The organism is uncultured Bradyrhizobium sp., from assembly GCF_947648125.1.
Taxonomy (GTDB): Bacteria; Pseudomonadota; Alphaproteobacteria; order Rhizobiales; family Xanthobacteraceae; genus Bradyrhizobium.
The window spans coordinates 123,972-141,518 of the sequence record NZ_CANSMR010000015.1 but is presented as its reverse complement, the minus strand read 5'-3'; the positions used below and the strand labels follow the sequence as shown (position 1 = coordinate 141,518).

General features: G+C 63.8%; 17 protein-coding genes. 12 read left to right on the top strand and 5 right to left on the bottom strand.

The genetic code is table 11. The annotated features are described in order from the left end of the window. Positions 1-17: 17 nt before the first annotated feature. The 4 genes from Q0030_RS24810 to queF form a co-directional block, all read right to left on the bottom strand. Positions 18-3,140 carry a hypothetical protein gene (locus Q0030_RS24810; protein WP_298372773.1) on the bottom strand — a complete coding sequence of 1,041 codons (3,123 nt, stop codon included), beginning with the start codon at positions 3,138-3,140 and terminating at the stop codon, positions 18-20. 355 nt (positions 3,141-3,495) lie between these two features. Continuing rightward, positions 3,496-3,792 carry an antibiotic biosynthesis monooxygenase gene (locus Q0030_RS24805; RefSeq protein WP_298372770.1) on the bottom strand — a complete coding sequence of 99 codons (297 nt, stop codon included), beginning with the start codon at positions 3,790-3,792 and terminating at the stop codon, positions 3,496-3,498. A 114-nt stretch (positions 3,793-3,906) separates the two neighbouring features. Continuing rightward, the gene (locus Q0030_RS24800; protein WP_298372768.1) at positions 3,907-4,089 is read right to left on the bottom strand and encodes a DUF1059 domain-containing protein; all 183 of its coding nucleotides are present in this window, start codon (positions 4,087-4,089) and stop codon (positions 3,907-3,909) included. A gap of 315 nt (positions 4,090-4,404) precedes the next feature. Continuing rightward, positions 4,405-4,881 (bottom strand): preQ(1) synthase, encoded by a 477-nt coding sequence (gene queF / locus Q0030_RS24795; protein WP_298372764.1) that lies wholly within the window; start codon positions 4,879-4,881, stop codon positions 4,405-4,407. 122 nt (positions 4,882-5,003) lie between these two features. Here queF and eno point away from each other — a divergent pair, with 122 nt between their 5' ends. Beyond that, entirely contained in the window at positions 5,004-6,287 is a 1,284-nt protein-coding gene (gene eno, locus Q0030_RS24790; RefSeq protein WP_298372762.1) for a phosphopyruvate hydratase, read from the top strand. 48 nt (positions 6,288-6,335) lie between these two features. Then, positions 6,336-7,475: a zinc-binding dehydrogenase gene (locus Q0030_RS24785; protein ID WP_298372759.1), complete on the top strand. Its 1,140-nt coding sequence runs from the start codon at positions 6,336-6,338 to the stop codon at positions 7,473-7,475. 9 nt (positions 7,476-7,484) lie between these two features. Here the strand turns inward: Q0030_RS24785 and Q0030_RS24780 are convergent, their stop codons facing one another. Next, a complete protein-coding gene (locus Q0030_RS24780) occupies positions 7,485-8,600 on the bottom strand; it encodes a D-alanine--D-alanine ligase family protein (protein WP_298372757.1) in 1,116 nt (371 codons plus the stop codon). 282 nt (positions 8,601-8,882) lie between these two features. Here Q0030_RS24780 and Q0030_RS24775 point away from each other — a divergent pair, with 282 nt between their 5' ends. From Q0030_RS24775 to Q0030_RS24730, 10 genes are all read left to right on the top strand, one after another. Beyond that, complete coding sequence (locus tag Q0030_RS24775) at positions 8,883-9,434, top strand: NADPH-dependent FMN reductase (RefSeq protein ID WP_298372754.1); 552 nt, start codon at positions 8,883-8,885, stop codon at positions 9,432-9,434. 46 nt (positions 9,435-9,480) lie between these two features. Next, a complete protein-coding gene (locus Q0030_RS24770) occupies positions 9,481-9,798 on the top strand; it encodes a septum formation initiator family protein (RefSeq protein ID WP_092114550.1) in 318 nt (105 codons plus the stop codon). A 206-nt stretch (positions 9,799-10,004) separates the two neighbouring features. Next, complete coding sequence (gene pdhA, locus Q0030_RS24765; RefSeq protein WP_298372750.1) at positions 10,005-11,024, top strand: pyruvate dehydrogenase (acetyl-transferring) E1 component subunit alpha; 1,020 nt, start codon at positions 10,005-10,007, stop codon at positions 11,022-11,024. Positions 11,025-11,069: 45 nt separating this feature from the next. Next, on the top strand, positions 11,070-12,464 hold the full coding sequence (locus Q0030_RS24760) for a pyruvate dehydrogenase complex E1 component subunit beta (RefSeq protein WP_298372747.1): 1,395 nt from the start codon (positions 11,070-11,072) through the stop codon (positions 12,462-12,464). A 5-nt stretch (positions 12,465-12,469) separates the two neighbouring features. Beyond that, positions 12,470-12,775: a DUF5076 domain-containing protein gene (locus Q0030_RS24755; RefSeq protein WP_021079261.1), complete on the top strand. Its 306-nt coding sequence runs from the start codon at positions 12,470-12,472 to the stop codon at positions 12,773-12,775. 2 nt (positions 12,776-12,777) lie between these two features. Continuing rightward, complete coding sequence (locus tag Q0030_RS24750) at positions 12,778-14,145, top strand: pyruvate dehydrogenase complex dihydrolipoamide acetyltransferase (RefSeq protein ID WP_298372742.1); 1,368 nt, start codon at positions 12,778-12,780, stop codon at positions 14,143-14,145. A gap of 12 nt (positions 14,146-14,157) precedes the next feature. Continuing rightward, positions 14,158-14,334, top strand: a complete 177-nt coding sequence (locus tag Q0030_RS24745) for a hypothetical protein (RefSeq protein WP_298372739.1) — start codon at positions 14,158-14,160, stop codon at positions 14,332-14,334. Continuing rightward, positions 14,335-14,577: a hypothetical protein gene (locus Q0030_RS24740; protein WP_298372736.1), complete on the top strand. Its 243-nt coding sequence runs from the start codon at positions 14,335-14,337 to the stop codon at positions 14,575-14,577. Between the two features lie 17 nt (positions 14,578-14,594). After that, positions 14,595-16,016 (top strand): dihydrolipoyl dehydrogenase, encoded by a 1,422-nt coding sequence (gene lpdA / locus Q0030_RS24735; protein WP_298372733.1) that lies wholly within the window; start codon positions 14,595-14,597, stop codon positions 16,014-16,016. A 183-nt stretch (positions 16,017-16,199) separates the two neighbouring features. Further along, positions 16,200-17,441 (top strand): threonine synthase, encoded by a 1,242-nt coding sequence (locus Q0030_RS24730; protein ID WP_298372731.1) that lies wholly within the window; start codon positions 16,200-16,202, stop codon positions 17,439-17,441. Positions 17,442-17,547: the final 106 nt, after the last annotated feature.

Genomic DNA, 17,547 nt, shown 5'->3' with positions numbered 1-17,547 from the left:
TTATAGGTTTCCGACTGCTAGATCAGATGGAAGGTGTGCATGCCCATCGCGGCATAGACCGCCGAAACGTCGTGCTCCACCTCAGGGCCGGTATGCGTCGTTTGGGAGGCATCGGACGCAAGCTGCGCAAGCGTATCCGCGGTTGAGGGACCTCCGAAGAAGCCATGCGGGGCGTTGTTGGCCGCATTGTCGGTGTGGCCGCCGCTAGCAAATGCGAAGCCATCGCCAGCGGCGCTGACCCATGGGCCGCCATGGTCGACGGTCGCAACCGCCGGGGCCGGATCGGGCGTGAAGCTGACGCCATGCGGCGAACTGAAGTTGAATCCCGGCGCGTTGTCGGCGGACAGCAGCGGCGTGAAGGTGCCGGTGTGCGGATCAACCTGACCGAACGCCTTCAGGCTCCCAACCGAGGCATAGAAATCGTCGGGGTTCAGCCCTGTTGCGTGGAACGAAAAGACTTTGTTGGTCGCCGTATCGGTTAGGGTGAAGGTACCGGATTTGGCGCCCGGCTCGATGACGTCGTCGAGGCCGGCCTTGGCGCCGACTCCGGCTATCGGCGTGAATGACACCGATTGATGGGTGGTTCCGGGGGCCTTGATGTCGATGATGGTGCCGTCGTCGCCGCTCGAAAGCAGCAGGTCGCCATTTGGCGCGAGCTTCAGCGAGTCGGGATCGTTTTGCGGGACGACCTCCATCTTGCCGGTCACAGTGTCGAGCCCGGTCGCGCCAAATTCGAGGATCGGCTTGGTGGTCAGCGTGCCGGTTGGATGATCGCCGTTGAGGAGCTGCACCACGGTCGCATCGCCTGAATTGACCGGGTTGGTGAAGCTCAGGAACACTTGGTCGCCCTTGAACACGACGTCGTCATAGCCGCGGCTGGCCGACGAATCGGCATAGCTGAGCGGCGCCGAGACCGCGTGCGTCTCCGGGTTGATCAGCGTCAGGGTGGGATTGCCGTCCTGGTTTTGCAACGCCCAGATATCGCCCGTCACCGGGTTGTATTTCAGGCCGTCGACGGATCCTGACAGCGAGTAGCTGAACTCGATATCGCCGTGCTTGTCATACTGGACGATCGTGCTCGATCCGCCGGCGCCGGTCGAATCCGCGCCATTGCCGTACTCGACAAAGGTCGAGCCGTGCGCGGTGGTGACGGAATCCGGCTGGGTCGATCCGTCGGTGGGAGCCTGGAAGGTCTTGACGGTGTCGATATGCGGAAACGGCGCCGCGTTCTTGTCGGGGACGAACACCACGCCATGGGGCGAGCCGAAGCTGAAGCCCGGTGCATTATCCTGCGAGACCAGCGCGGTGAAGGCACCGGTGTTCTCGTCGACCTGACCGAAGGCACCGAGCGCGCCGACCGATGCATAGTAGGCGTTGGGGTCGAGGTCGCTGACATGCACCGACAGGACGTGGCCGTCCTTCGCGTCAGAGATGTAGAACGTGCCCGACGTCGCGTTCGGCTTGATGACGTCGTCGAGGCCGGCATTGCCGATCGAGCCTGCGGGAATTCCCTGGATCGGGGTGAAGGCAATCGCCTGTTTGGACGTGCCGGGATTCTGGATGTCGATGATCGCGCCGTCGGCGTTGCTGGAGAAGATCAGATCGCCGTTGGCGGCGAGCTTCAGCGAATCCGGATCGGTCTGCGGCACCAGCTCCATCTTGCCGGTAACGGTGTCATAGCCGAGCGCACCGTCGAGCAGCACGGGAGCGGTGGTGAGCAGGTCGCCGGGCTTCGGGCTGGTGCCGTTCAGCAATTTGACGATGGTCGGATCGCCGTTGCCGGTCGGGTTGGTGTAGCTCAGGAACACCTCGTTGCCCTTGAACACGACGTCGTCATAGCCGCGCGAGGTGGACGGATTGGCGTAGTTGAAGTGAGCCGTCACTGTTTGGGTGTTGGGATCGATCAGCGACAGCGAGGAACGGCCGTCCTGGTTTTGCAACGCCCACACCAGTCCGGTTTCGGGATTGTACTTCAGTCCGTCGACCGATCCCTCGATCGAATAGGCGTGCACGAAATGACCGGCGTGATCATACTGGATGATCGTGCTGTCGCCGGGCACCGCTCCAGTCGAGTCGACGCCGTTGCCATACTCCACGAACACGTACTTGCCGGCGATCGTGATGGAGTCGAGCCCGGTCACCCCGTTTGGGGCACTGGCGAAGGTATGGATCGAATCGACATGCGCCACCTGCGGCGCATTCTTGTCGGGGATGAAGAGCAGGCCGTGCGCGGCGGAAAAATTTGGCCCGGTAACGATCGGCGTGAAGGCACCGGTGGTCGGATCGACCTGGCCAAAGCCGCCGAGACTGGCAACCGCGGCGTAGTAGTCGTTGGTGTTGAGGCCGCTGGCGTGGAATGAGTAGACGTTCCCCGATTTCGTGTCGGTCATGTAGAACGTGCCCGCGGTTGCACTGGGCTTGATCACATCATCGAGGCCGGCATTGCCGACGGAGGCCGCCGGGATTCCGGCGATCGGCGTGAACGAAATCGCCTGGCTGGCCGTTCCGGGGTGTTGGATATCGATGATCGCGCCGTCGGCTGCGCTGGAGAAGATCAGATCGCCATTGGCGGCGAGCTTCAGCGAATCCGGATCGGACTGCGGAACGACCTCGGTCTTGCCGGTCACCGTGTCGAGGCCGGTGGCGCCGTCGGTCAGGATCGTCGTCGTCAGCAGCGTGCCGCTCGGATGGTCGCCGTTCAGCAACTCCACAAGCGTCGGATCGCCGGCGCCGTTCGGATTGGTGTAGCTCAGGAAGACCCTGTTGCCATCGAACACGACGTCATCGTAGCCGCTGGTCGCGAAGGGATTGGCAAAACTCAGCGGACCCGTCACCTTGTGCGTGACGGGATCGATCAGCGTCAGTGTGGAGTTTCCATCCTGGTTCTGCAGCGCCCAGATCTGCCCGGTGTAAGGGTTGTATTTCAGACCGTCGACGGACCCGGCGATCGTGTAGGTGCGTTCGACTTTGCCGCTGCTGTCGTATTGCACGATCGTGCTCGAGCCGCCGGCACCGGTCGAATCCGCGCCATTGCCGTATTCGACGAAGAACGTTCCGTGTGCCGTCGTGATGGAATCCGGAGCCGTCGCGCCAATCGAAGTCCCCGACGCGAACGTCTTCATCCCGCTGATCGTAACCATGTCGATCCTCCATGGATTTGCAATGTTTGGAAACCGGAGGAAACGCGAGGTGGACGACGTGTGTGTGACGATTGGCCGCGCGAATTTTTGCAACGATGGCGGAACCTTTTCGCGATTGCGAATCGTCCCGATAGCTCAAGCGCTTTCGCGCGTGTTCCGCGTGCATCACGAAAGTGTTGCTGTGAAAATCAGCGCGGCGGGCCGCGACGCTGGTCTCGGCCGCCGCGATGGTCGTGCTCGGCTTCAGCTGAGCGAGATTCCTCAAGCAGCGGCATCCGGCCGATGCCGACGCGCGGCCAGACGTCGAGCCCTGGCGATCCCTCAGGTCATCTCGGCCCGCCCATTCCCAAAATCGCTATTTCAAAGATAAGATGACTGGACCCGCAACCGGATCGGTAACGCCGAGACCGTTGCCGAGGTCTTCGAGCGTGTCGCGAAAAGAATTTAGAGTGGAAATCATGGCTGGTCGTGCCTCGATGCACGCGTCCATGTCTTGCCACTCGGCGATAATGCAGTAGGAACGGTCCCCGGTTTTGACGATGCTGGCATGCAATAGACCCGGCCAGGTTGCTCCAATTGTCTTGTGAGCGTCCAAGAACTCTTGATCGCGCCCCGGCTTCACTCGAAAACGCACAGCATTGAAAGCGGTCACCGTCTTCTCCCAAAGCACTGAGACGCTAGAGGAAGCGCGCTTACGTGGATCGCGCAAGTTGAGAGCGCATCCATTCACTTCCGCTTCGTGGCGGTTACAGACCGATTGGCCTGCCTACTGGGACTTTATCATCTTCGCCAATTCATGGCGCAATTCCGGGCTATCGTGATGCCCATGCACCGCGACAGCGTGTTGTACCGCCGCGTCCAGAAGTTCCTTTTGAGTATCAGCTGAAATCGCGATCGTGCAGTTCATCTCACTTGGGTAATCTCGGCAATCCAAAAACATTCTACCCAAATCTGCCTCCGTCAATACGAGTATACTATTCGCCGTGCTGAACTACTCCCACTCACGATAATGCCCGCGTCAGCTCACTATGCCTGACTTATTCAAATGATGGCCCATGACCGGCCAGCTTACGCGCCGCCTACAACGAGCGTGTCAATCGTCGTCGATCGTGGTCGCTTCAACCACACCGGAGCAGGCATGCTCGAACATATCATACATCGAAGGGAGCGCGATGTCAGTTCCTGGCCAAAGGCCGACATGCATGTCGGCTTCTGCGCCGGTTTCCGAGGCTCGGCGGGCGTGGCGAACGGAAGGAGGCCCGACCTAACCCCGCCCGCGATAAGTCGCGACGCCCTGATCGGGAACCCAGACGCCCTTCGGCAGCCGGCCGGTCTGGAAGAACACGTCGATCGGGATGCCGCCGCGCGGATACCAGTAGCCGCCGATGCGCAGCCATTTCGGCTTGATCTCGTCTGATATCCGCCGGCCGATCATGACCGTGCAGTCCTCATGGAATGCGCCGTGGTTGCGGAAGCTCGCGGCGAACAGTTTCAGCGATTTGGATTCGAGCAGCCAGCGGCCCGGCACATAGTCGATCACCAGATGCGCGAAATCCGGTTGGCCCGTCACCGGGCAGATCGAGGTGAACTCCGGCACCGTGAAGCGTACCAGATAATCGGTACCAGCCTGCGGATTGGGCACGCGGTCGAGTTGCGCCTTTTCCGGCGTGTCGGGCCATTCCACCGCACGGCCGAGTTGCAGGCCGGGGGAGGTCGTTGATTTGCTGGATTTCTTCGCCATTCGGGGTCTCCGTGGCGCTCTCTTAGCCAATGCCGGGGGGGCCGTCACGCGGCCTTTTCCCCCTCGATGCATTGCGCTAGAAGCACCGCCATCCGACCCCCTCACTGCCACAAGAGGTACTCATGACTGACATCGTCGACATCATCGGCCGCGAAATCCTGGATAGCCGCGGCAACCCCACGGTCGAGGTCGATGTGGTGCTGGAGGATGGGTCGATCGGCCGCGCGGCGGTGCCGTCGGGCGCCTCCACCGGCGCCCATGAGGCGGTGGAACTGCGCGATGGCGACAAGTCGCGCTATCTCGGCAAGGGCGTGGAAAAGGCGGTTGCCGCCGTCAACGGCGAGATCTTTGAGGCGCTCAGCGACCAGGCCGTCGAGGAGCAGGTCGCGATCGACCAGATCATGATCGAGCTCGACGGCACGCCGAACAAGAGCCGGCTTGGCGCCAACGCCATCCTCGGCGTCTCGCTGGCCTGCGCCAAGGCCGCAGCCGAGTCCTTCGACATGCCGCTGTACCGTTATGTCGGCGGCACCTCGGCGCGGACGCTGCCGGTGCCGATGATGAACATCATCAATGGCGGCGTGCATGCCGACAACCCGATCGACTTCCAGGAGTTCATGATCCTGCCGGTCGGTGCGTCGAGCTTCGCCGAAGCGCTGCGTTGCGGTTCGGAAATCTTCCATACACTGCGCGGCGAACTGAAGAAGGCCGGCCACAACACCAATGTCGGCGACGAGGGCGGCTTCGCGCCGAACCTGCCGTCGGCCGACGCCGCGCTCGAGTTCGTCATGAACGCCATCGGCAAGGCCGGCTACAAGGCGGGCGACGACGTCGTGCTCGGCCTCGACTGCGCCTCCACCGAATTCTTCAAGGAAGGCGCCTACGTCTATGGCGGCGAGAACAAGACCCGCTCGCGTTCGGAGCAGGTGAAGTATCTCGCCGACCTCGTCGGCCGCTATCCGATCGTCACCATCGAGGACGGCATGTCGGAAGACGACATGGACGGCTGGAAGGAATTGACGGACGCGATCGGCAAGAAGTGCCAGCTGGTCGGCGACGATTTGTTCGTCACCAACGTCACGCGGCTTGCCGACGGCATCAAGAACGGCCGCGGCAATTCGATCCTGGTCAAGGTCAACCAGATCGGCACGCTGACCGAGACGCTTGCGGCGATCGAGATGGCCTACAAGGCCGGCTACACCGCCGTGATGTCGCATCGCTCGGGCGAGACCGAGGATTCGACGATTGCCGACCTCGCGGTCGCCACCAATTGCGGGCAGATCAAGACCGGCTCGCTGGCGCGTTCCGACCGTACCGCCAAGTACAACCAGCTGCTGCGCATCGAGCAGCAGCTCGGCACGCAGGCGAAATACGCGGGCAGGGCGGCCTTGAAGGCGCTGGCCTAGCGCCCCAACTGATCGGGACTGCACAAAACGCAAAAAAGGGAGGTCGGGATGAGTGACGGCAAGAGCGGTCTGCAGCTGCGTTCGCTGCTCAAGAAGGATGGCGAACTGGAATTGTCGCTGGTCAATGTCCCGACCCCCGAGCCCGGCCCTGACGAGGTCGTGGTCCGGGTCGAGGCGACCCCGATCAATCCGTCCGATCTCGGGCTCCTGATCGGCCCGGCCAACATGGCGGCGGCAAAGGTCTCCGGCAGCAAGGAATTGCCCGTGGTGACCGCCCGCGTGCCGGAAGCGGCATTGCCTGGCCTCGCCGCGCGGCTCGACGAGTCGATGCCGGTCGGCAATGAAGGTGCCGGCGTCGTGATCAGGACCGGCTCGTCGGACGCGGCGAAAGCGCTGATGGGCCGCACGGTGGCGATGATCGGCGGCGCGATGTATGCGCAGTACCGCACGCTGCGCGTCAACGAATGCCTGCCGCTCCCCGACGGCATCACGCCGGCGGAAGGCGCGTCCTGCTTCGTCAATCCGCTGACCGCGCTCGGCATGACCGAAACGATGCGGCGCGAGGGCCACAAGGCGCTGGTGCACACGGCGGCGGCGTCGAACCTCGGCCAGATGCTCAACAGGATCTGTCTCAAGGACGGCATCGGCCTCGTCAACATCGTGCGCAACAAGGAGCAGGCCGACATCCTGCACAAGATCGGCGCCAGGCACATCGTCGATTCCAGCGCGCCCGATTTCATGGACAAGCTCACCAGCGCGCTGGTCGAGACCGGCGCGACCATCGCTTTCGATGCGATCGGCGGCGGCAAGCTCGCTGGCCAGATCCTGGTCGCGATGGAGACCGCGATCAACAAGACCGCCAAGGTCTACAGCCGCTACGGCTCGAATGTGCACAAGCAGGTCTACGTCTATGGCAGCCTCGATACTCGCGAGATCGAGCTCCCGCGCGGCTTCGGCATGGCCTGGGGCATCGGCGGCTGGCTGCTGTTCCCGTTCCTGATGAAGATCGGTCCGGAGGCCGGCAACAAGCTGCGCCAGCGCGTGGTGGCCGAGTTGAAGTCGACCTTCGCCAGCCACTACACCAAGGTGGTGTCGTTGCAGGAGACCCTGCAACTCGACAACATCGCGGTCTACGGCAAGCGCGCCACCGGCGAGAAATTCCTGATCAATCCGAACAAGGGCGCGTAACGCAGCTCGCTACTCGCGCTCGAATGCCAGCTTCCTGGAGCGTTTGTGACGCTCCAGGGCGTGGCCAATCAGGACATCCATCAGCTCGGATTGCGGCAGGCCGCTGGCCTCCCACAGCCGCGGATACATGCTGATATTGGTGAAGCCGGGTAGGGTGTTCGCCTCGTTCACGAATGCCTGCTCGCCGTGCAGGAAGAAGTCGATCCGCGCCATGCCTTCGCAGCCGAGCACGCCGAACGTCTTGATCGCGAGCTCCCTGATGGTGTCGGCGACGGCAGGCGGCACGTTGGCCGGCACCTGCAGCAACGCGCCGTCCGCATCGAGATACTTCGCATCGTAAGAATAGAAGCCGTGCTTGTCGGACGGAACGATCTCGCCGAGCTGGGAGGCACGGATGCGGCCCTCGGCATCCTCGAGCACGGAGCACTCGACCTCGCGGATCGGCGCGACACCGCGCTCGATCAGGATCTTGCTGTCGAAGCGGAACGCCAGTCTGCAGCCTGCCTCGAACTCCTCCGCGGTGCGCGCCTTCGACACGCCGACCGATGATCCCATGTTGGCGGGCTTGACGAAGACCTCCTGCGACCCGAGCGCGCTGACGGCGTCGTCGTAGCTGATGGGAGCCGCGGCCGACATCGCGACAAAGGGGACGATCGGCAATCCCGCCTCGCGCATCAGGCGCTTGGCGATGTCCTTGTCCATGCCGGCCGCCGAACCCATCACGCGCGAGCCGACATAGGCGACATCGGACAATTCCAGCGCACCCTGCACCGTGCCATCCTCGCCGTTCGGGCCATGCAGCACCGGGAAGACGACGTCGAACGCCGGCAATTCCGCCGGCCCCGCCGCCGGTCCCTGAAGCACCACGACGCGGCCCTGTCCGCCCGGCAGCAAGGCGAGTTGCGGCGCCTGGTCCGGAATGGTCAGCGCGCCGCTCCCGGTGCCGGCGCCGTTTCCCGCATCGGTCACAACCCAGCGGCCATCGCGGGTGATGCCGATCGCCGTGGCGTCGTAACGATCCGGGTCGAGTGAGCGAAGCACGTTGGCGGCCGACGCCCGCGAAACGTCGTGTTCCGCCGATCGCCCGCCGAACAGGATTGCAACCCGTATCTTACGCTCTGCCATCAACTGCTCTTCGGTCGGCTCGATGCTGCATTGAATCGTTACAGTATGTTGCGAGGAACGTGTCGACAATTTGCCGCCGGTTGCGCCCGACGCGGCTTTCGGGCGGAATGGCGTTGTCCGGCGGCGAGCAGGCGGCGCTTGAGCGGCGGAGCCTCAGGGCCGTTCGTCCAAGATTCGCGAACGCTGCGTTTCCGGAATTGGATGATCCATGCACTTGCATCTTTCTTGGCGTGCCGGTAGGTGAAGTGCACAGTCTCACGCGCAACCCGAGGGGAATTTGCAATGGCCTATAACATCGTCACCATCGTCGGCAGCATCCGCAAGCAGAGCTTCTCGCTCAAGATCGCCAATGCGCTCGCCAAGCTCGCACCGGCCTCGCTGAAGCTCGATGTGACGACCCTCGACGGCATTTCCTTCTTCAACCAGGACCTCGAGGCGGCGCCGCCTGCGGACTGGCTGGCCTTCCGCGAGAAGCTGCAGAAGTCGAACGGCGTGCTGTTCGTGACCCCCGAATACAACCGCTCGGTCCCGGGCGTGCTGAAGAACGCGATCGACGTCGCCTCGCGGCCCTACGGCAAGAGTTCGTTCCTGGGCAAGCCGGTCGGCATCGTCTCCAACTCGCCGGGCCCGCTCGGCGGCGTGAACGCGGCGAAGCACCTGCAGAACATCCTGCCGGGCATTTCCGGCCCGATCCTCGGTCAGCCGGAAGCCTATCTCAACGGCGTCGGCGATGCCTTCGACGACAAGGGCGAACTGACCAAGGAGTCGCTGAAGACGGTGTTGCAGCAGTATCTCGACGCGTTCGCCGTCTTCATTGAAAAGCAGAACCGCTGATCAAAATTTAGCTTTCCATTAACCCCATGGCCGCATCTTCGCGGCCATGGTTTCCCGCACACGCCTCAAATCGATTCTGACCGGGCTCGCCCTCTACACGCTGGCGGCGTTGATGGTCGGCTATTTCGGCGTCAACGCCTACACAGGCAAATACGGCCTGAACGCGCGGCAGGAGCTCGACCAGGAGATCATCGCGCTGACCTCGGAGCTGGCGCGGCTGAAGAAGGAGCGGGCCGAGGGCGAACAGCGGGTGTCGCTGCTGCGCTCGGATCGCGTCGATCCCGACATGCTCGACGAGCGTGCGCGCTTCCAGCTCGACTACGCCAATCCGCGGGATCTCGTTCGGATCAACAAGGCGAACTGACACCGGCAGTGATTTTCGGACAGGGCTTGTCCGAAAATAACTCGCGCCTGTTCTTCAAATTTCAAAATTGATCAATCAACATCACAAAAATGTCGCGCCGCGTTGCAGTGCGGCATAGCAAAATTCCACCGGGCGAATGCAATCCTTCCAAGGTGATTTGAGTTGGGTTAGAGAGGGTTCTTCGACTTCTCTCACCCGGAATTGCCATGGCCACACCCAAGAAAACCGTCGCAAAAGAATCAGGGCAGGAGAAGGCTGGCTCTCCGCCCGAATTCTCCAGGGACCAGGAGCTCAAGGCTCTGCGGGACATGCTCCTGATCCGGCGCTTCGAGGAGAAGGCCGGTCAGCTCTACGGCATGGGTGCGATCGGCGGCTTCTGCCATCTCTATATCGGCCAGGAAGCGGTCGTGGTCGGCATGCAGATGGCGCTGAAGCCGGGTGACGAGGTCATAACGGGCTACCGCGACCACGGCCACATGCTGGCTTGCGACATGGAAGCCAAGGGCGTGATGGCGGAATTGACCGGACGCCGCGGTGGCTATTCCCGCGGCAAGGGCGGCTCCATGCACATGTTCAGCAAGGAGAAGCATTTTTACGGCGGTCACGGAATCGTGGGCGCGCAGGTGTCGCTCGGCACCGGCCTTGCGTTCGCCAACCGCTATCGCGGCAATGATAACGTCAGCGTGACCTATTTCGGCGACGGCGCGGCCAACCAGGGCCAGGTCTACGAAAGCTTCAACATGGCGGAGCTGTGGAAGCTGCCGGTGATCTACGTCATCGAGAACAATCGCTATGCGATGGGTACCGCGGTGTCGCGCGCTTCAGCCCAGCAGGATTTCTCCAAGCGCGGCGTTTCGTTCAACATTCCCGGCAAGCAGGTCGACGGCATGGACGTGCGCGCGGTCAAGGCGGCCGCCGACGAGGCCACGAGCTGGTGCCGCGGCGGCAATGGTCCGATTATTCTGGAAATGCAGACCTATCGTTACCGCGGCCACTCGATGTCCGATCCCGCGAAGTACCGGACGCGCGAAGAGGTTGAGAAGGTTCGACATGATCAGGACCCGATCGAGCAGGTGCGCAATCGCTTGCTGGCGGCAGGCGTGAGTGAGCAGGACTTGAAGGCGATCGATGCCGAGGTGCGCGAGATCGTTAACGAAGCCGCCGACTTCGCGCAGCACGATCCCGAGCCCGATCCGTCCGAGCTCTATACCGACATCTACCGCTGACCCCACCCGCGCAGAAGAATCTCAAGACCGATTTCGGGAGCTGATATGCCCATTCAAGTGCTGATGCCTGCGCTGTCGCCCACCATGGAGAAGGGCAACCTCGCCAAATGGCTGAAAAAGGAAGGCGAGACCATCAAGTCCGGTGACGTCATCGCCGAGATCGAGACCGACAAGGCGACGATGGAGGTCGAGGCGACCGACGAGGGCACGCTCGGCAAGATCCTGATTCCGGAAGGCACCGCCGACGTTGCGGTGAACACGCCGATCGCCACCATCCTGGCCGATGGCGAAAGCGCCGCCGACCTTGCCAAGGCGCCTGTCGCACCAGTGCCGCAGCCGAAGGCCGCGGAGGCTCCTGCCGCAGAAGCCAAGGCGGAAGCGCCGCAGCCCGCGGCGAAGGTGCCGGCCGCGCCGGTCAGCGAAGCGTTGCCCGACCCGGAAATTCCAGCGGGTACCGAGATGGTCACCCAGACCATTCGCGAGGCGCTGCGCGATGCGATGGCCGAGGAGATGCGGCGCGACGGCGACGTCTTCATCATGGGCGAGGAGGTTGCCGAGTATCAGGGCGCCTACAAGGTGACGCAGGGCCTGTTGCAGGAATTCGGCGCCCGGCGCGTGATCGACACGCCGATCACCGAGCACGGCTTTGCCGGCGTCGGCGTCGGCGCAGCGATGGCCGGGCTGAAGCCGATCGTCGAGTTCATGACCTGGAACTTCGCGATGCAGGCCATCGACCAGATCATCAACTCCGCCGCCAAGACGCTGTATATGTCCGGCGGCCAGATGGGATGCTCGATCGTGTTCCGCGGCCCGAACGGCGCCGCCGCGCGCGTCGCCGCCCAGCACAGCCAGGACTACGCCGCCTGGTACTCGCAGATCCCGGGCCTCAAGGTGATCGCGCCGTACTCGGCCGCCGATTACAAGGGCCTGCTCAAGGCCGCGATCCGCGATCCCAATCCGGTGGTCTTCCTCGAGAACGAGATGCTGTACGGCCACACCGGCGAGGTGCCGAAGCTGCCCGATTTCGTGGTGCCGATCGGCAAGGCGCGGATTGCGCGCGCCGGCAAGGACGTCACCATCGTCTCGTGGGCGATGGGCATGTCCTATGCGCTGAAGGCCGCCGATGAACTCGCCAAGGAAGGCATCGAGGCCGAGGTGATCGATCTCCGCACCATCCGTCCGATGGACACCGAGACGATCATCAATTCGGTGAAGAAGACCGGCCGTGCGGTCACGGTGGAGGAGGGCTGGCAGCAGAGCGGCGTCGGTTCCGAGGTCGCTTCGCGCATCATGGAGCATGCCTTCGACTATCTCGATGCGCCGGTCGCGCGCGTCTCGGGCAAGGACGTGCCGATGCCCTATGCCGCGAACCTCGAAAAGCTCGCTCTGCCCTCCGTCGCCGAGGTGGTCGCAGCCGCCAAGGCCGTGTCGTACCGGTAACGCCGATGGCCGGTCCCAAGGAGCAGCCGCTGCCGCCTGATGTGATGGGCCGCGACGACGCCGTCGAGGTGCTGCGCGCCTTCGTCGTCGACGGCGGCCTGTCGATCGCGTTCCAGCGCGCCTTCGAGGAACCGGACATGTGGGGGCTGATGCTCGTCGACATCGCCCGCCACGCTGCACGCGCCTATTCACGCGAGAGCGAATACACCGAAGACGAGGCGCTCGCGCGCATCGTCGAGATGTTCGAAGCCGAAATCGCCCGGCCGACCGACATGGGCCAAACCAAACCGCGGTCGCAACAAGGTCACTGACAATGCCGATCAATATTCTCATGCCCGCGCTGTCGCCGACGATGGAAAAGGGCAACCTCGCCAAGTGGCTCAAGAAAGAGGGCGACAAGGTCAAGTCCGGCGACGTGATCGCGGAGATCGAGACCGACAAGGCGACGATGGAAGTCGAGGCGGTCGACGAAGGTACGATCGCCAAGATCCTGGTGCCCGAAGGCACGCAGGACGTGCCGGTCAACGACGTCATCGCCGTCATGGCCGGTGACGGCGAGGACGTGAAGGCGGCAGCCAGCGCCGGAGCGGGCGCCGCACCGGCCGCGAAACCCGCCGAGGCCCCGAAGCCCGCCGCCCAGGCCGCGCCTGCCGCGGCTCCCGCACCGGCGGCTGCGCCCGCACCGCAGCCTGCCGCAGCGCCCGCCGCCGCGCCGCAGGCTGCTGCGCCGGCCGCGCAAGCCAATGGCCACGCCCGCGTGTTCTCCTCGCCGCTGGCGCGCCGGCTTGCCAAGGAAGCCGGCATCGATCTCGGCCGCATCACCGGCACCGGTCCGCACGGCCGCGTTATCGCGCGCGACGTCGACGGCGCCAAGTCCGGCAAGGGCCTGAAGGCGCCGGCGGCTGCGCCCGCTGCCACAGGTCCCAGCATCGCGCCGTCGATGTCCGACAAGCAGATCCTGGCGCTATTCGAGCCGGGCTCCTACGAGGTCGTGCCGCATGACGGCATGCGCCGCACCATCGCGCAGCGTCTCACCGCCTCGGTGCAGAACGTCCCGCACTTCTACCTCACGATCGACTGCGACATCGGCAAGCTGCTCGCGGCGCGCGAGGAGATCAACGCCGCTGCGCCGAAGGACAAGGAGAAGAAGCCGCTCTACAAGATCTCGGTCAACGATTTCGTCATCAAGGCGATGGCGGTCGCGCTGCAGAAGATCCCGAACTGCAACGTCAGCTGGACCGAAGGCGGCATGCTCAAGCACAAGCATTCCGATGTCGGCGTCGCGGTGGCGATGCCGGGCGGCCTGATCACGCCGATCATCCGCAAGGCCGAGACCAAGACGCTCTCGACCATCTCCAACGAGATGAAGGATTTTGCCGCGCGCGCCCGTGCCCGCAAGCTGAAGCCTGAGGAATACCAGGGCGGCACCACTGCGGTCTCGAACCTCGGCATGTACGGCATCAACCACTTCACCGCCGTGATCAACCCGCCGCACGCCTCGATCCTCGCGGTCGGCACCTCGGAGGAGCGTGCGGTGGTGCGCGGCGGCAAGATCGAGATCGCCAACATGATGAGCGTGACACTGTCGTGCGATCACCGCGCGATCGACGGCGCGCTCGGCGCCGAGCTGATCGGCGCCTTCAAGCAGCTGATCGAAAACCCCGTGATGATGATGGTGTGACGGGCATCCGCCATGTACGCGATCTACGGTCCGTACGTCCTGCTCGCCGCCGTTGCCGTCGCGTTGCTGGTTGCGGTCAACCGCGACCTGATTTCGACGATCCAGTTCAGGATCATGATGATCGCCGCCGCCGTGCTGGCGCTGGCATGGACCGTGTTCCTCGGTGCGGTATGGCAGGAGTACGGATAGATGGCCGGCACGGCTCGCACGCGCTGGCCCTGGATCTCGCTGCTGCTGTCGGCCGCCCTGGTGTGCAATCCGGTCGGATTGGATTTTCTGCACTCCGCGTTCTTCGCCGGCGAACAGCTGGCGCGGAACATCGCCCAGCCGATCGTGCTGACGGCCCTGGCCATCATGGCCGTGGTGGTCGGGCTCGAATGGCTGGTCAGGTCGTTGATCGCAAGAAGCCGCGCGCGCGGCGTTACACGTTGAGTTGAACGGGAGCCGCCATGGCCGATACATCCTTTGACGTCATCATCATCGGCTCCGGGCCCGGCGGCTACGTGACCGCGATCCGCGCCGCGCAGCTCGGCTTCAAGACCGCGATCGTGGAGAAATCCTATCTCGGCGGCATCTGCCTGAACTGGGGCTGCATCCCGACCAAAGCGCTGCTGCGCTCCGCCGAGATCTATCACTACATGCAGCACGCCAAGGATTACGGGCTGTCGGCCGACAACGTCTCGTTCGATCCGAAGGCGGTGGTGCAGCGCTCGCGCGGGGTCTCGAAGCGCCTCAACGACGGCGTCGGCTTCCTGATGAAGAAGAACAAGGTCACGGTGATCTGGGGCGATGCCACGATCGACGCACCCGGCAAGATCACGGTGAAGAAGTCGGCGGTCGAGGCGCCGAAGGGCGCGAGCGGCGAGGGCTCCTACCAGGCCAAGCACATCATCGTCGCGACCGGCGCGCGGCCGCGTGTGCTGCCCGGGCTCGAGCCCGACAAGAAGCTGATTTGGACCTATTTCGAGGCGATGGTGCCGGAGCGGATGCCGAAATCGCTGCTCGTGGTCGGCTCGGGCGCGATCGGCATCGAGTTCGCCTCGTTCTTCCACACCATGGGCTCTGACGTCACCGTGGTCGAGGTGCTGCCGCAGATCTTGCCGGTCGAGGACGCCGAGATCGCGGGGCTGGCGCGCAAGCGGTTCGAGAAGATGGGCATCAAGATCATGTCCTCGACCAAGGTCACAAAGCTGGAGAAGAAGGCCGACAGCGTGGTCGCGACCATCGACGACGGCAAGGGCCAGCCGCAGACCAAGGAGTTCGAGCGCGTGATCTCGGCGGTCGGCGTGGTCGGCAACATCGAGAATCTCGGGCTGGAGAAGCTCGGCGTCAAAACCGACCGCGGCTGCATCGTGATCGACGGCCTCGGCAAGACCAACGTCCCCGGCATCTACGCGATCGGCGACGTCGCGGGACCGCCGATGCTCGCGCACAAGGCCGAGCATGAGGGCGTGATCTGCATCGAGGCGATCAAGGGCCTGCATCCGCATCCGATGGACAAGCTGCTGATCCCGGGCTGTACTTACTGCAACCCGCAGGTCGCCTCCGTCGGCCTCACCGAAGCCATGGCCAAGGAAGGCGGTCGCGAGATCCGCGTCGGCCGCTTCCCGTTCGTCGGCAACGGCAAGGCAATCGCGCTCGGCGAGGACCAGGGTCTTGTCAAAGTGGTGTTCGACAAGAAGACCGGGCAGTTGCTCGGCGCGCACATGATCGGCGCCGAAGTCACCGAGCTGATCCAGGGCTATGTGGTGGCGATGAATCTGGAGACCACGGAAGAGGAACTGATGCACACCGTATTCCCGCATCCGACCTTGTCGGAAATGATGAAGGAGGCGGTGCTCGACGCGTACGGGCGCGTGCTGAATATCTGACGTTCGGAGACGTCGCCAACAGAAGTCCCGTCATCCTGAGGTGCGAGCAGAGCGAGCCTCGAAGGATGTACGGCCCGGAACGAGCAACGGGGCCTGTCGCCCTTCGAGACGGCCGCTTTGCGGCCTCCTCAGGGTGACGGGTCAAACACCGGTCATAATGAACAGCAAGAAAGAACAGAGCCAGTGAAAGACAACGACAACCTTACCATCGAACGCCCGACCTTCGTGACCCATCTCGAATGCGCGATGGAGGGCGATCATTACGCGGCCGATCAGGTCCACAACCTCTCGAAGGCCGGCAAGCCGCTCCTGGTGCGTTACGATCTCGCCGGGGTGAAGAAGGCGCTGACCAAGGACGCGCTGGCCGAGCGCCCCGCCGACCTGTGGCGCTACCGCGAGCTGTTGCCGGTGCGCAAATGCAAGGACATCGTCAGCCTCGGCGAAGTCACGACGCCGCTGATCCGGCTGCCGAAGCTTTCCGCACGGCTTGGTGGTGGCGAGATCATCGTCAAGGACGAGGGCCGGCTGCCGACCGGCTCGTTCAAGGCGCGCGGCCTCGTCATGGCCGTGTCGATGGGCAAGGCGCTCGGCATCAAGCACATGGCGATGCCGACCAACGGCAACGCCGGCGCGGCGGTTGCAGCCTATGCGACCTCCTGCGGGATCAAGACGACGATCTTCTGCCCTGCCGATACGCCGGAGGTGAATGTCAGCGAGATCGAGTTGCAGGGCGCCACCGTCTATCGCGTCAACGGCTACATCGACGACTGTGGCAAGATCGTCGGCGAGGGCAAGGCCAAGGTCGGCTGGTTCGATACCTCGACCCTGAAGGAGCCGTACCGGATCGAGGGCAAGAAGACGATGGGCCTCGAACTCGCCGAGCAGCTCGGCTGGGACGTGCCCGATGTGATCTTCTATCCGACCGGTGGCGGCACCGGCCTGATCGGCATGTGGAAGGCGTTCGACGAGCTCGAGAAGATCGGTTTCATCGGTTCGAAGCGCCCGCGCATGGTCGCGGTGCAGGCCTCTGGTTGTGCGCCGATGGTGCGCGCCTACGAGGCCGGCACCGAGCATGCGGCGCGCTGGGAGGACGCTCACACCATCGCCTCCGGCATCCGCGTGCCGCAGGCGATCGGCGACTTTCTCATCCTGCGCGCGGTGCGCGAGAGCAAGGGATTTGCGATCGCGGTCGATGACGACAAGATCACCGCCGCGCTCGACGAGGTCGCGCGCGAGGAGGGGCTGTTGCTGTGCCCCGAGGGGGCTGCGACCTATGCCGCCTACAAGCAGAGCCTCGCTGACGGCCGCGTCACCAAGACCGACCGCGTGATGCTGTTTAATTGCGCCAGCGGCCTGAAATACCCGCTGCCGCCGGTGACCCGCGCGCTCGACAGGCACAAGCCGATCGACTTCTCGCAGTTCTGACGCTGCTACCGCGTCGTCATTGCGAGCGTAGCGAAGCAATCCATTGCACCGCTTCCGCTGAAGCATGGATTGCTTCGTCGCTTCGCTCCTCGCAATGACGGCCAGA

Excerpts from the sequence above, each read along its gene's own strand:
- queF (WP_298372764.1), bottom strand. The coding sequence starts at position 4,881 with ATGGCGAAGAAATCCAGCAAATCAACGACCTCCCCCGGCCTGCAACTC.
- Q0030_RS24740 (WP_298372736.1), top strand. The coding sequence starts at position 14,335 with ATGGCCGGCACGGCTCGCACGCGCTGGCCCTGGATCTCGCTGCTGCTG.
- Q0030_RS24775 (WP_298372754.1), top strand. The coding sequence starts at position 8,883 with ATGGCCTATAACATCGTCACCATCGTCGGCAGCATCCGCAAGCAGAGC.
- Q0030_RS24780 (WP_298372757.1), bottom strand. The coding sequence starts at position 8,600 with ATGGCAGAGCGTAAGATACGGGTTGCAATCCTGTTCGGCGGGCGATCG.
- Q0030_RS24785 (WP_298372759.1), top strand. The coding sequence starts at position 6,336 with ATGAGTGACGGCAAGAGCGGTCTGCAGCTGCGTTCGCTGCTCAAGAAG.
- Q0030_RS24770 (WP_092114550.1), top strand. The coding sequence starts at position 9,481 with ATGGTTTCCCGCACACGCCTCAAATCGATTCTGACCGGGCTCGCCCTC.
- Q0030_RS24750 (WP_298372742.1), top strand. The coding sequence starts at position 12,778 with ATGCCGATCAATATTCTCATGCCCGCGCTGTCGCCGACGATGGAAAAG.
- Q0030_RS24745 (WP_298372739.1), top strand. The coding sequence starts at position 14,158 with ATGTACGCGATCTACGGTCCGTACGTCCTGCTCGCCGCCGTTGCCGTC.
- Q0030_RS24760 (WP_298372747.1), top strand. The coding sequence starts at position 11,070 with ATGCCCATTCAAGTGCTGATGCCTGCGCTGTCGCCCACCATGGAGAAG.
- pdhA (WP_298372750.1), top strand. The coding sequence starts at position 10,005 with ATGGCCACACCCAAGAAAACCGTCGCAAAAGAATCAGGGCAGGAGAAG.
- Q0030_RS24810 (WP_298372773.1), bottom strand. The coding sequence starts at position 3,140 with ATGGTTACGATCAGCGGGATGAAGACGTTCGCGTCGGGGACTTCGATT.
- eno (WP_298372762.1), top strand. The coding sequence starts at position 5,004 with ATGACTGACATCGTCGACATCATCGGCCGCGAAATCCTGGATAGCCGC.
- lpdA (WP_298372733.1), top strand. The coding sequence starts at position 14,595 with ATGGCCGATACATCCTTTGACGTCATCATCATCGGCTCCGGGCCCGGC.
- Q0030_RS24755 (WP_021079261.1), top strand. The coding sequence starts at position 12,470 with ATGGCCGGTCCCAAGGAGCAGCCGCTGCCGCCTGATGTGATGGGCCGC.